Genomic DNA, 12150 nt, shown 5'->3' on the forward strand with positions numbered 1-12150 from the left:
CGCGACCCCCACACGCACATCACTGCAGCTCCCCGCTCACGGTCCCCCTCTCCGGGTAGAATGCTGGGTGGAAAACCTACCGTGAGGAGACCCATGGCCGCTATAGATGCGATGCTTGATGACATCGTCCTCATGGGCGACCCCGTGCTCACCCGCGAGGCCAGCCCCATCGACGAGATAACCCCCGAGGTGCGCGTCCTCGCCGAGCGCATGATCGACGACATGTACGCCGCCGAGGGCTGCGGCCTGGCCGCCCCGCAGGTGGGGGAGTCAGTGGCCATGGTGGTCATCNACTGCGANTACNGCGACGGCACCAAGAANNACCCCTNCGTCCTCATCAACCCCCAGATCGTGGAGCAGTCCGAGGAGACCTTCANCGGCTCCGAGGNCNGCCTGTCGTTCCCCGNCGTCACCGTGGAGGTGGAGCGTCCCCGCCACGTGGTGGTGCACGCCCAGAACCTCGACGGCGACCTCATGCGCTACGAGGCCGACGGCACGCTGCTGGCCCGCTGCCTCCAGCACGAGATCGACCACCTCCACGGCACCGTGATGCTCGACCATCTCGGCCCCATCGCGCGCGCCCGTGCGGCCACCCGGGTCCGNCAGGCCATCGCCGAGGGCGTCCGCCCCGGCGAGACCGAGTAGGGGGCCGCCATGCGCGTCGTCTTCATGGGCACGCCGGACTTCGCCGTGCCCTCCCTCGAGGCGCTCGACGCCACCTTCGACGTCGTGGGCGTGGTCACGCGCCCCGACGCCGTNCNCGGCNNCGGCAAGACCCTCGACCCTTCTCCCGTCAAGGCGTGCGCCGCGCGCCTCGGCCTTCCCGTGCGCGAGGCCACCCGCATGGACGACGAGACCCAGGCGTGGCTCCGCGGCCTCGAGCCCGACATCCTGTGCGNGGCCGCCTTCGGCTGCATCCTGCCCCAGGGCGTCATCGACCTCGCGCCCCTCGGCTGCGTGAACGTCCACGCGTCGCTGCTGCCGCGCTGGCGCGGCGCCGCCCCCATCCAGCGCGCCATCCTGGCNGGCGACCGCACGGCCGGCGTCTCGATCATGCGCGTGGTCAAGGAGCTCGACGCCGGCGACTTCTGCCTCACGGGCTCTGTGCCCATCGACGGCAAGAACAGCGCCCAGGTGACCGACGAGCTCTCCCACCTGGGCGCACGCCTCCTCGTGCGCGCCCTCGTGGCCGTCGAGGCCGGCGAGGCCGTCTGGACGCCCCAGGACGAGTCCCTCGTGACCTTCGCCCCCAAGGTGGAGAAGGCCGAGATGCGCCTTGACCCCGGCGACACCGCCGTGGACAACGTCCGCCGCGTGCTGGCCTCGAGCGACGCCGCCCCCGCCCGCCTCAGGGCCGGCGGCCGCGGCATGCGCGTGCTCGCCGCCCGCACGGTGGCCGGNCTCGGCGCCCGTCCCGGGCACCTGCGCATCGAGCACGGCCGCGTGGCCCTGGGCTGCTCCGACGGCGTCGTGGAGCTGCTCGAGGTGAAGCCCGACGGCAAGCGCGCCATGGCCGCCGGCGAGTGGGCCCGCGGCCTGCACGACGACCCCGACTGCCGCTGGGAGCGTATCTGATGGCCGAGGTCTCGCCCTCCCGCGCCGTGGCCCTGGCCGTGGTCTCCCGGGCCCGCCGCCGCGACGCCTACGCCCGCGAGCTCCTGCGCGNCGCCNNGGAGATGGCGCGNCTCTCCCTCAAGGCCCGCGGCCTGGCCTCCCGCCTCGTGCTGGGGTCCACGGCCTGCCGCGGCCTGCTCGACGCCGTGCTCGACAGCCACCTGCGGCGCCCCCGCGACCTCGAGCCCCGCGTGCGCGACGCCCTGCGCGTGGCATGCTTCGAGGTCATGTACCTCGAGACCTCGCCCGAGGTCTCCGTCTTCCAGGGCGTGGAGCTCGTGCGCACCGTGGCGAGACGCGCGTCCGGCCTGGCCAACGCCGTGCTCCGCAAGGTGGTCTCCTGCGACCGCCCCCGCGTGCGGAGCGCCCGGGAGCGTGTGACAGCGGCCCTGGCGGGCGGCGTGCCCGTCTCCGTGGCCGACGTCTCCCTCGTGGCCGGCATGCCCTCCTGGCTCGCCGTGCGCCTGTGCGCCTCGCTGCCGGCGCCCCAGGCGGCCGCCATGGCCCTGGCCCAGCTGGAGCCGGCCCCCGCGTGGGTCGCCGCCAACACCGGCGTGTGCGACGCCGCCCAGGCCTACACGCGCCTGCGCGAGAGCGGCACGGCGCCGGTGCCCGTAGCGCTGCCCGGGTCGTTCCTGCTCGAGAAGCCCGCCGCCCTGGCCCGGAGCGGCCTCGTGGGCTCGGTGGACGTGGTGGTGAGCGACCTCGGCTCCCAGATGGTGAGCCGCATCGGCGCACCGGCTCCCGGCACCGCGCTGCTCGAGGTGGGGCAGGGGCGCGCCACCAAGACCATCCTCCTGGAGAACGCCGCGGCGGCCCTGGGCGGCCCGGCCAAGGTGGTGGCCGTGGATCTCTCCGAGTCCAAGGTGGAGCTGGCCCGGGAGCGCGTGAGCCACGGCTGGGAGGCGTCCGTCACCTCCATGGCCTGGGACGCCCGTCTGCTCGACGGCCCCGGCCTGCCCCGCGAGCTGGACCGCTCCTTCGACACCGTCTTCTGCGACGTGCCTTGCTCCGGCACGGGCACCATGCGCCGCCACCCGGAGATTCCNTGGGCCCTCGACCCCTCGGCGCTCGACGCCGACAACCCCGACGGCCTGCCGGCCCTCCAGGGCCGCATCCTCGAGGCGGCGTCGAGACGCGTGGCCCCGGGCGGGACCCTCGTCTACGCCACGTGCTCGGTCCTGGACGAGGAGGGCCCGGCCGTCGTCGACCGATTCCTGGACAGCCCCGCCGGCCGCGGTTTCCGTCGCGAGGACTGCGGCCGCGCGCCCGGCGTGGCCGCGGCGCCGGTGCCGTTCCAAGGCATGGTGCGCCGGTGGGTGCTCCCGTCCGGCGACTTCGCGAGCGTGCCCGCCACGGACGGCCCCGACGGGCACTTCGCGGCCCGGCTCGTCAGGCGGGGGTAGGCGGCGCCCCGGTCCCGGCCGGGCGCCGTAGGTGCCGCTAGTGGCAGCCGGAGCAGTCGCCGCCGGAGCAGCCGGCGCACGACGTTGAGTGGGACCCCGACCCCGATGAGTCGCGGCTGTCGGTGTTGTAGAAGCCGGAGCCGGTGAAGGTGATGGCGCTCGCCTCGAAGACGCGCTCGCAGGGTGCGCCGCAGGCCGGGCAGGCCACCTCCGGGCGCTCGCCCATGGGGTGCTCCACCTCGAAGACGGTTCCGCACTCGGTGCAGCGGTAGTCGTAGCGGGCCATGGCGTTCCTTTCGTCGATGCTGTGCGACGCATAACTGTACCCCTCGGCTGTCCCCTCCATAAACACTGCGACGCCCTCGTGCTAGAGTCTGATGGACCGCTTGGAAAGAGGGAGGTTTCCGTGGACATCAAGGCCATAGTCTTCGACTGCGACGACACCCTGCTCGACTCCNTGGGGATGTGGCTCTCGGTGCTGCCCGAGGTCCTCCCCGCCTACGCCGGCGAGGANNCCGCCCAGACCCACCAGGCCCGCGCCGAGACCATGGGGGGCCGACGAGGGCCTGGCCATGTTCGTGAGGGAGAACGGTCTGGACGTGGACCCGGCCCGGATCAAGGCCGAGGTCATGGAGCGGGCCCACTGGCACTACGCCAACGACGTCCCGGCCATACCCGGTGCCAGGGAGTTCCTGGAGCAGGTGCGCGACGCCGGCCTGCCCATGGCCGTCGCTANCTNCTCCGAGNTCCCCGAGGTCGANTGCGGCCTCGGAGCCAACGGGCTCCGTGGCTTCTTCGACCGGATCTACTCCGTGTCCATGGGCTACCCGAGCAAGAGCGANCCCGGCNTGTGGCTCGCGGCGGCCACCGACTACGGGCTCGACCCCGCGCGGGTGCTCGTGGTGGACGACTCCCTCCACGCCGTGACCGTGGCCCACGGGGCGGGCTTCCCCACGCTCGGCCTCACCTGGCCCACGAGCCGCCACAGGCTCGGCGACATGGAGGCCGTGGCCGACGTGGCGCTTTCCGACGGCTGGCGCGGCGTCACCCTCCGAGAGGTGCTGGAGGCGCTGTGACGGCCGGTCGCCTCTCGGTGGCCGTGGTGGCCGGCTCGCCCGAGCCCTGCTCCCGCGAGCTGCTGGCCGCATGCTGCGCCGGAGCCGACTACGTCGTGGCGGCCGACCGCGGCGCCGCGTGGTGTCGCGACGCCGGGGTTGTGCCGGACGCCTTCGTGGGGGACGGCGACTCCGCGGGGCCCGACGTGCTCGCGTGGGTCGCCTCGGCGGTGCCGGAGCGCGTGGCCCTCCCGTGCGAGAAGGACATGACCGACCTGGAGGCCGCGTTCGCCCTGGGTGAGGCCGTCGCGGCCGCCCGTGGGACGATCCCGGCGTTCACCCTGCTCTGCGCCACCGGCGGCCGCGTCGACCACGGCCTGGGCGTCCTGGGCGTGGCGCGGCGGCACAGCGGGCGCCCGGTGGCCNTCGTGGGCGACGGCTGGCGGGGCTGGGTTCTCTCGCCGGAGGGGCTGCCCTCTGTGCGCGTGGAGGGCAGGGGGCGCACGGTCTCGGCGGTGCCCCTCGCGGACGGCACCTGCATCTCCGAGCGCGGCCTCCACTGGCCGCTGGACCACCGGTGGCTCGCCGCCCTGGACGACCTCGGCGTCTCCAACGTGGTGGAGGCCGCCGGCGGGGGAGAGGTGGAGTGCCACGCGGGCTGCTGCCTCGTGCTCCTGTTCGAGGGCTGAGCCGGCGCCCCCGGTCGGGCAGCGCCGGGTGAGGGGAGATCCGGATATCCCCGCATCCCTGCCGGGTCGATGAGGACAAACCGCGATTGTGCGCGTCTCCTGCACGGTCGTGCCGCGTTTCCGGCCGGGGGTGACAGCCCCGCGGGGCGCTGGCATATACTTGACGGTACTGCCTGCACACGGTGAAGGGACAAACCGATGGAACGACCCAGCGAGGACCCTGTAGAGCTCTTCGGCCTGCGCATCGCCCACGTGGGCGNCAATGCCGCCGACGACGCCGAGGCCGCCTCCATCGCGGAGGCCTTCTCCCGCCTCATGGGCCTGCCCCGCACCGACACCCCCGTGTCGCTGTTCAGCGGCACGCTTGTGGAGACCATGCGCGGCTGCGGCCGCGGCGAGCACGGGCACATCGGCTTCCACGTGGACGACATCCCCGCCGCCGAGGCCTGGTTCGCCGCCCGCGGCTTCGAGGTCGACGAGTCCTCCCGCGTCCTGCTGCCCGACGGCTCCACCAAGCTCGTCTACTTCAAGGAGCCAGTCGCGGGCTTCGCCATCCACCTCACGCAAGACTAGGAACAAGCCCCGTGATCCTCCTCATCGACAAGGTCGCAAAGTCCTTCGGCCCCCAGGTCCTCTACTCGGGCGCCACCATCCAGCTCAACGCCGGCGAGTCCTGGGCCCTCGTGGGCCCCAACGGCGCCGGCAAGACCACGCTGCTCAAGATCGTCATGGGCCTCGAGTCGCCCGACGAGGGCTCCGTGACCCTCGCCCGGGGCGCCACCGTGGGTTACCTCGAGCAGGAGGCGGAGCNCGCCGGCGACGGCTCGGCCCTCGAGGAGGTCATGGCCTCCGCGACCGAGATCGCGCACCTGGGCGAGCGCATCTCCGAGCTCGAGCAGGTCATGGCCACCGAGAAGGACCCCGACGCCCTCGACGCCGCCATGGAGGAGTACGGCCGCGCCCGCGACCGCTTCGAGGCCGCCGGCGGCTACGAGCTCGAGAGCCGCGCCCGCCAGATCCTGTGCGGCCTGGGGTTCCCCGTGGAGGACCTCGACAAGCCGGCCTTCGAGTTCTCCGGCGGCTGGCAGATGCGCATCAGCCTCGCCAAGCTGCTGCTGCGCCACCCCGACGTCCTGCTGCTCGACGAGCCCACCAACCACCTCGACCTCGAGAGCGTCCAGTGGTTCGAGGGCTTCCTGTCCAGCTACGACGGCGTCGTCCTCATCGTCTCCCACGACCGTTCCTTCATGGACGCCTGTGTGGACCACGTGGCCGCCCTCGAGAACCGCTCCCTGCGCACCTACACCGGCAACTACTCGGACTACCTGCGCCAGCGCGAGGCCAACCTCGAACAGCTCCGCGCCAAGCGCGCCGCCCAGGAGCGCGAGATCGCCCACATGCAGGTCTTCGTGGACAAATTCCGCTACAAGCNCACCANGGCCAAGGCGGCCCAGGAGCGCATGGCCCGCATCGAGAAGATCAAGAGTGAGCTCGTGGTGCTCCCCGAGCAGTCCAAGAAGGTGCACTTCCGCTTCCCCGAGCCGCCGCGCACCGGCGACGAGGTCGTCAAGGTGGACCACGTGCGCAAGGCCTTCGACGACAACGTGGTCTACGAGGACGCCGACCTCACGCTCTACCGCGGCGACCACGTGGCCCTCGTGGGCCCCAACGGCGCCGGCAAGTCCACGCTCATGAAGCTCATCTGCGGTCACCTGCAGCCGGACGCCGGCTCGGTCTCCCTCGGCAAGAACGTCGAGCTCGCCTACTACGCCCAGCACCAGCTCGAGGAGCTCACGGCCGCCAACACCGTCATGCAGGAGATGGACGCCGCCGCCCTCGGCNGGACCACGTCCCAGGAGCGCCAGCTCCTGGGCGCGTTCCTGTTCCACGGCGACGACGTCGAGAAGCGCGTCTCCATGCTCTCCGGCGGCGAGCGGGCGCGCCTGGCGCTCGCCAAGATGCTCGTGTCGCCCGACCCGCTCCTCTGCCTCGACGAGCCCACCAACCACCTGGACATCGACTCCGTGGACGTNCTCGAGCAGGCCCNCAAGGAGTTCGACGGCACCATCGTGCTCATCAGCCACGACGAGCACCTCGTGCGCGCCGTGGCCAACAAGGTCGTGGACGTCCGCGACGGCACCGTCACGGTCTACGACGGCGACTACGACTACTTCCTGTTCAAGCGCGCCGAGCTCGCCTCACGGGCGGACGCCGAGGCCGCCTCGGCAGCGGCCGGCTCGCGCAACGTCGTGGCCATCGGCCAGAAGGCCAAGGCGCCGCAGCGGGNGNCCGAGGAGGCGCCCAAGCCCGCCGGCCGCAACGTCAAGACCAAGGAGCAGCGCCGCGCCGAGGCCGAGGCCCGCAACGCCCGCAACAGGCGCCTCTCCGGCTCCAAGAAGCGCCTGCGCCAGGTGGAGAGGGAGCTCGACCCCGCCCACAGGCGCTACGACGAGCTCATGGAGCTCATGGCGTCGGAGGAGCTTTACGCCGACGCCGCGCGCTTCGAGGAGGCCATGAAGGAGAACAACGACCTCAAGGCCAGGATCTCCTCCCTGGAGGAGGAGTGGCTGGAGCTCTCCACGCTCATCGAGGAGGCCGAGGTCGATGGCTAGCGCCGCCGCCTCCCGCGTCTTCCGGGCGCTCGCCTACCTCTGCCGCGCCGCCGCCGTCGTGCTCTCCGCGCTGGTGGTGGTCCTCTGCCTGGGCACGGCCACCAACCTCGGCCTCGTCTCCATCGTCATGGGGCTCAACGACTTCGTGCCCACGGCGGTCTCCGGGCTGCTCGTGATCCCCACGCCGCTCGGCGGCGCCTTCCGCGGCGACTTCTTCCTGGTGGCCGTCTTCCTGTTCGTCCTCGACTGGGGCCTCATGCGGGCCTCGTCGGCCGTCCGCTGAGGGGAGGGCCATGTATCTCACCGGCGCCGGCGTCCTGTCCTACCTCCTCGACGCCGTCATCACCGTGGCCATCGTCATGTGGGCCGCCACGCTCCACGAGGTGGCCCACGGCTACACGGCCTACCTCTGCGGCGACTCCACGGCCAAGGACGAGGGGCGCCTCTCCCTCAACCCCCTCAGGCACCTCGACCCCTTCGGCTCGGTNGTGCTCCCGCTCGTCATGGTGCTCCTCGGCGGGCCGGTCTTCGGCTATGCCAAGCCGGTGCCCTACAACCCGTGGCGCCTGCGCCACCGGCGCCGCGACGAGGTGCTCGTGGCCCTCTCCGGCCCCGCCTCCAACCTCGTGCAGGCCGCGGTGGGCGCGCTCGTCTTCCGCGCCGTCGTGGCCCTCTGGCCCATGGCGCTCCTCNAGGCGCCGGTGCTCGTGCAGGTGCTGGCCGACTACGTGTGGGTCAACCTCGTGCTCTGCTTCTTCAACNTCATCCNGCCGCNGCCGNTCGACGGCNCCNACGNCATCGGCTTCTTCCTCAAGGGCCGCGCCCTCGACGCCTACTACCAGGTGCAGCGCTACGCCATGCCCGTGCTCATCGTCGTGCTCTACCTGCTGCCCGACTTCCTGCACGTGAACCCGCTCGGCGCGTACTTCGACGTCACCGCCGGCAGCCTCTACGACGTCATGCTCTGGGGAGGTGGCCTGTAGGTGTCGTTCCGGGTGCAGACCGGCTCGTTCTCGGGCCCCTTCGACCTGCTGCTGTCGCTCGTGAGCCGCCAGAAGGTGGACATCGGCGCCATCAGCGTCGCCGAGGTGGCCGACCAGTACCTGGCCGAGGTCGAGCGCATGGGCGAGATGGACCTCGACGTGGCGAGCGACTTCGTCCTCGTGGCGTCCACGCTGCTCGACATCAAGGCCGCCTCCCTCGTCCCCGAGGACGGCGCCGGCCGCCCCCGCGGCGACGAGGAGGACGAGGACGACCTGCTCGACCTCTCGCCGGACGAGGCCCGCGACGTCCTCGTGGCCCGGCTCATGGCCTACAAGCAGTTCCGCAACGCCGGCGCGGCGCTCGGNGCCCGCATGGAGGCGGAGTCGCGCATGCNTCCGCGCACNNCCGGNCCCGACCCGGAGTNCCTGGGCGTCATGCCCGACTTCCTCAAGGGCGTCACCCTGCGCGGGCTGGCCGTCATCTGCGCCGACTGCGAGTCGCGCCGACAGGGGTTCCTCCTCGAGGCGGAGCACGTGGCGCCCAAGCGGCTCCCCGTGGCCCTCACGGCCGCGAGCGTGGACCGCGTGGTGCGCTCCCNCNGGTTCGCCANCTTCTCGGAGCTCCTCGACGGCTCCCGCGNCCCCGAGACCGTGGTGGTGACCTTCCTCGCCATCCTCGAGCTNTTCAAGCGCGGCATGGTGCGGCTCTCCCAGAGGGAGCTCTTCGGCGACATCGACGTCNCCTGCGTGGAGGGCTCGGGGCCCTACGAGCCCACCGACATCCAGGACATGGAGGACGACCTATGAACGAGACCCTCGACCGCCTGCCGGCCGACTTCCAGAAGGGCTGCATAGAGGCGCTGCTGCTCGTGTCCTCCGACCCNCTGCCCGCCACCACCGTGGCCAAGGTGCTCGGCATCGCGCCGGGCGAGGCGGTGGAGGCGCTCGCGGACCTCTCCGCCGAGTACCAGGACGCCAACCGCGGCATCCAGCTCAGGCAGGTGGCCGGCGGCTGGCGGCTGTTCACGCACCCGGCCTACCACGACCAGGTGGAGCGCCTCGTGGCCTCCTGGGACACCCGCAAGCTCTCCCAGGCCGCCCTCGAGACCCTCGCCGTCATCGCCTACCACCAGCCCGTGAGCCGTGAGGGCGTCAAGGCCGTGCGCGGGGTGAACTCCGAGGGCGTCATCGCCTCCCTCATCGACAAGGGCCTCGTGCGCGAGGCCGGGCGCGACAAGGACCGCGGCCACGCCGTGCTCTACGGCACCACCACGGCGTTCCTCGAGCGGTTCGGCCTCTCGTCCATCAAGGCGCTGCCGCCCCTGNAGGACTTCGCCCCCGACGAGGCCTCGCGCCGGTTCATCATCGAGCGTCTGGGAGGCCGCGCGGCCCCGGCCCCGGCCGACGATGGCGCGGGGCAGGTCGGCGCNGAGCGGGACGAGGAGNTCGTGACGGGGCAGGTCGAGGTCACAGGCGACGTGCTGGACGACATCGACCCGGGCCTCCTGGAGGTGGACGACGATGACGACGAGTGAGGGCGCGCCTGCCGTGGTGCCCATGCGGCTCCAGAAGTTCCTCGCCCGGGCCGGCGTGGCCAGCCGCCGCGGCTCCGAGGACCTCATGACCGCCGGCCGCGTGACGGTGAACGGCGCGACGGTCACCGAGCTCGGCAGCAAGGTGGACCCCGCCGTGGACGAGGTGCGCGTGGACGGCCGGCATGTCTTCCTCGGGGACGGCCCCTTCACCATCGTGCTCAACAAGCCGGCGGGCTACCTCACCACCATGCGCGACCCCAGGGGCCGTCCCTNNGTGGCCGAGCTCGAGCCCGTGGCCGAGCACCCCGGGCTCTTCCCGGTGGGGCGCCTCGACGGCGACACCACGGGGCTGCTCCTCTTCACCACCGACGGCGACCTCGGCCAGGCGCTCGCCCACCCGTCCGCCGAGAAGTCCAAGGACNACGTGGCCCTCGTAGAGGGCGTCGTGCGCCCCCACGAGCTGGAGCCGCTCCACNACTGCANCGNGCTCGACGACGGCCCCTGCGCGCCCGCCCGCGGCCACGTGCTCTCGCCGCGCTCCTCGCGCGTGGCGGCCGTGGCGCCCCACGGGGTTCCCGAGGGCATGTCGGTCGTGGCCCTCACCATNCACGAGGGCCGCAAGCACCAGGTCAAGCGCATGCTCCAGGCCATCGGCCACCCGGTGGTGCGGCTGCACCGGGACGGCTTCGGCCCCGTACGCCTGGGAGGGCTCGCCGAGGGCGCCTGGCGCCCCCTCACGGACGGGGAGGCCCGGGAGCTCGACGGCGTGAAGGCCGAGGCCGCCGCACGCCGCAGGGGGAGGGGAGGGCGCCCGTGAGCGAGGTCCTGTTCATGCGCCACCCCGAGACCCTGGGCAACACCGCCCACCTCTTCTCGGGCCGGCGCAACGTCGAGCTGTCCGACCGCGGCGCCCTGCAGTGCNCCCGGGCCGTGCGGGCCCTCGNGGACTGGCGCCCCGACCGCATCCTGACGTCGCCGCTCGTGCGCTGCCGCTCCATCGCCTTCGGGGCGGCGCTCTGTCTCGGGATCGAGCCCGAGGTGGAGGGGCGCCTCGTCGAGATAGACTTCGGCGCGCTCGAGGGGCTCACGGCGGCCGAGGGCCGGGAGCGCGGCCTCGCGTTCCCCTGGCCCGTGGGCCCGGACGGGCGCTCGCGCCCCGCGCCGGGCGCCGAGTCGTTCGAGCACCTCATGGGACGGGCCGCGGACTTCCTCGAGGACGCCCGCGGCTTCGGGGGGCGCGTGGCCTGCGTCACCCACGGCGGCATGACGAGGGCCCTCCTCGGCGCCGCCTACGGTATGGAAGTGGACAGATTCTGGGATATGGCCATAGGCAACGTCTCGTCGCAGATCTTCGTCGGCGACGGCTCGTCCAGGCTTATGGTCAGTGCCATGGGGCTCACGCCCGAGGAGGTGGCGGCCCGAGGCAGGGCGCGCACCGCCCTGGAGAAGGAGGAGAATCAATGATCGTGGTCATCGACGGCCCCGCGGGGTCCGGCAAGTCCACCGTGGCNAGGGCCCTGGGCCGTCGCGAGGGGCTCACCTACCTGGACACCGGCGCCATGTACCGCTGCGTGACCCTGGCGGCCCTCGAGCGGGGCGTNGACCCCTCCGACGCCTGCGCCCTCGGCGCCCTGGCACGCTCGGTCACCATCGCCTTCGGCCCGGCCGCCGAGCCCGGCGGCGCGCCCACGGTGCTCNTCGACGNCCGCGACGTCACCTCNGNCATCCGCACGGNCGAGGTGGACTCCAACGTGAGCGCCGTCTCGGGCGTCCCCGCCGTGCGCGAGGCCATGGTGGCCCAGCAGCGCGCCGTGGGCGCCGCCGGCGACGTGGTGGCCGAGGGTCGCGACATGGGCACCGTGGTCTTCCCCGACGCCGACGTGAAGGTGTTCCTCTCCGCCGACGCCGCGGCCCGGGCCCGCCGCCGCACCATGGAGCGTGAGGGCACCGACCCCCGCACCCCCGGCGCCGAGGTCCGCGACCTGGCCCTCTACGGGCGCATCTGCCGCGACATCCTGGCTCGCGACGCCGGCGACGAGGCCCACGCCGTGGGCGCGCTCCGCTGCGCCGACGACGCCGTGCGCCTGGACTCCACCTCCATGACGGCCGACGAGGTCGTGGATGCCGTGGCCTCCCTCGTGGACGGCGCCCGGGAGCGGGCGGCCGCCAAGGCCGCGCCGAAGGACGCCCCCGAGGAGGCCCCTAAGGCCGAGCCTGAGCCCGCTCCCGCTTCCGAGGCGGGGGAGGGGGCCGGGA

15 protein-coding genes are annotated in these 12150 nt (G+C 72.9%); 14 read left to right on the forward strand and 1 reads right to left on the reverse strand.

Going from position 1 to position 12150, the window contains the following annotated elements; translation table 11 throughout:
* The first annotated feature begins 93 nt into the window (after positions 1-93).
* The 3 genes from def to JX283_RS06335 all read left to right on the forward strand — a co-directional run bounded on the left by def (position 94) and on the right by JX283_RS06335 (position 3020).
* Positions 94-645: a peptide deformylase gene (gene def / locus JX283_RS06325; protein ID WP_204829822.1), complete on the forward strand. Its 552-nt coding sequence runs from the start codon at positions 94-96 to the stop codon at positions 643-645.
* 9 nt (positions 646-654) lie between these two features.
* Positions 655-1575 (forward strand): methionyl-tRNA formyltransferase, encoded by a 921-nt coding sequence (fmt, locus tag JX283_RS06330; RefSeq protein WP_204829823.1) that lies wholly within the window; start codon positions 655-657, stop codon positions 1573-1575.
* On the forward strand, positions 1575-3020 hold the full coding sequence (locus JX283_RS06335) for an RsmB/NOP family class I SAM-dependent RNA methyltransferase (protein WP_204829824.1): 1446 nt from the start codon (positions 1575-1577) through the stop codon (positions 3018-3020). Before fmt ends, JX283_RS06335 begins: the two co-directional genes overlap by 1 nt.
* A 37-nt stretch (positions 3021-3057) precedes the next feature.
* Here the strand turns inward: JX283_RS06335 and JX283_RS06340 are convergent, their stop codons facing one another.
* Positions 3058-3306: an FmdB family zinc ribbon protein gene (locus tag JX283_RS06340; RefSeq protein ID WP_135977583.1), complete on the reverse strand. Its 249-nt coding sequence runs from the start codon at positions 3304-3306 to the stop codon at positions 3058-3060.
* A 286-nt stretch (positions 3307-3592) separates the two neighbouring features.
* Here JX283_RS06340 and JX283_RS06345 point away from each other — a divergent pair, with 286 nt between their 5' ends.
* The 11 genes from JX283_RS06345 to cmk form a co-directional block, all read left to right on the forward strand.
* On the forward strand, positions 3593-4096 hold the full coding sequence (locus JX283_RS06345) for an HAD family phosphatase (RefSeq protein WP_204829825.1): 504 nt from the start codon (positions 3593-3595) through the stop codon (positions 4094-4096).
* Positions 4093-4764 (forward strand): thiamine diphosphokinase, encoded by a 672-nt coding sequence (locus JX283_RS06350; RefSeq protein ID WP_204829826.1) that lies wholly within the window; start codon positions 4093-4095, stop codon positions 4762-4764. Before JX283_RS06345 ends, JX283_RS06350 begins: the two co-directional genes overlap by 4 nt.
* Positions 4765-4962: 198 nt before the next feature.
* Positions 4963-5337 carry a VOC family protein gene (locus JX283_RS06355; RefSeq protein WP_204829827.1) on the forward strand — a complete coding sequence of 125 codons (375 nt, stop codon included), beginning with the start codon at positions 4963-4965 and terminating at the stop codon, positions 5335-5337.
* 11 nt (positions 5338-5348) lie between these two features.
* The gene (locus JX283_RS06360; protein ID WP_204829828.1) at positions 5349-7376 is read left to right on the forward strand and encodes an ABC-F family ATP-binding cassette domain-containing protein; all 2028 of its coding nucleotides are present in this window, start codon (positions 5349-5351) and stop codon (positions 7374-7376) included.
* Positions 7369-7659 carry a hypothetical protein gene (locus JX283_RS06365; RefSeq protein WP_204407478.1) on the forward strand — a complete coding sequence of 97 codons (291 nt, stop codon included), beginning with the start codon at positions 7369-7371 and terminating at the stop codon, positions 7657-7659. Before JX283_RS06360 ends, JX283_RS06365 begins: the two co-directional genes overlap by 8 nt.
* Before the next feature lie 10 nt (positions 7660-7669).
* Positions 7670-8359 (forward strand): site-2 protease family protein, encoded by a 690-nt coding sequence (locus JX283_RS06370; protein ID WP_239652507.1) that lies wholly within the window; start codon positions 7670-7672, stop codon positions 8357-8359.
* On the forward strand, positions 8360-9166 hold the full coding sequence (locus tag JX283_RS06375; RefSeq protein WP_204829829.1) for a ScpA family protein: 807 nt from the start codon (positions 8360-8362) through the stop codon (positions 9164-9166).
* On the forward strand, positions 9163-9894 hold the full coding sequence (scpB, locus tag JX283_RS06380) for an SMC-Scp complex subunit ScpB (RefSeq protein ID WP_204829830.1): 732 nt from the start codon (positions 9163-9165) through the stop codon (positions 9892-9894). The genes JX283_RS06375 and scpB overlap by 4 nt, the downstream gene beginning before the upstream one ends.
* Entirely contained in the window at positions 9881-10711 is an 831-nt protein-coding gene (locus JX283_RS06385; RefSeq protein WP_239652508.1) for a pseudouridine synthase, read from the forward strand. Before scpB ends, JX283_RS06385 begins: the two co-directional genes overlap by 14 nt.
* Positions 10708-11358: a histidine phosphatase family protein gene (locus tag JX283_RS06390; protein WP_204829831.1), complete on the forward strand. Its 651-nt coding sequence runs from the start codon at positions 10708-10710 to the stop codon at positions 11356-11358. The genes JX283_RS06385 and JX283_RS06390 overlap by 4 nt, the downstream gene beginning before the upstream one ends.
* Positions 11355-12150, forward strand: a 796-nt coding sequence (gene cmk / locus JX283_RS06395) for a (d)CMP kinase (RefSeq protein WP_204829832.1), incomplete at its 3' end; no start/stop codon positions are given. The genes JX283_RS06390 and cmk, both read left to right, overlap by 4 nt.

It is taken from the genome of Olsenella sp. CU969, from assembly GCF_905219715.1.
GTDB lineage: Bacteria > Actinomycetota > Coriobacteriia > Coriobacteriales > Atopobiaceae > Granulimonas > Granulimonas faecalis.

What these genes read in the sequence shown, in the direction of transcription:
- JX283_RS06340 (WP_135977583.1), bottom strand. Translation starts at nt 3,306, where the DNA reads ATGGCCCGCTACGACTACCGCTGCACCGAGTGCGGAACCGTCTTCGAG.
- JX283_RS06365 (WP_204407478.1), top strand. Translation starts at nt 7,369, where the DNA reads ATGGCTAGCGCCGCCGCCTCCCGCGTCTTCCGGGCGCTCGCCTACCTC.